At 64.7% G+C, this 255-nt stretch carries 1 pseudogene; it reads left to right on the forward strand.

Annotated features, from left to right (window positions below):
• A pseudogene (locus tag ACYP5B_RS32110) lies at positions 1-255 on the forward strand (transposase); the annotation flags it as partial.

Here is a 255-nt window from a genome sequence, read left to right on the forward strand (position 1 = left end):
CCGAGCGGACCTCTGGCGTCGCTACGGCGCGCTGGGGAACGTCGGCAAGAGTGCGGCCGACATCCGCAAGGAAGTGACTGCTGGCGGCTGGTATGCATCGCTCGCGGTAGACGGCACGATCCGAGCCGAGACCACGAAGGATGCCGTCAACGACATCTTGACATACAAGGCGGCTGCCTGCGCGAAGGTGCGACAAGCCATCGCGCAGCGGACCTCCGACGAGGCAGAGCGAAAGCGGCTCTATACCCTGCTCAA

The sequence above is a fragment of the Cupriavidus sp. 8B genome (genome assembly GCF_054589115.1).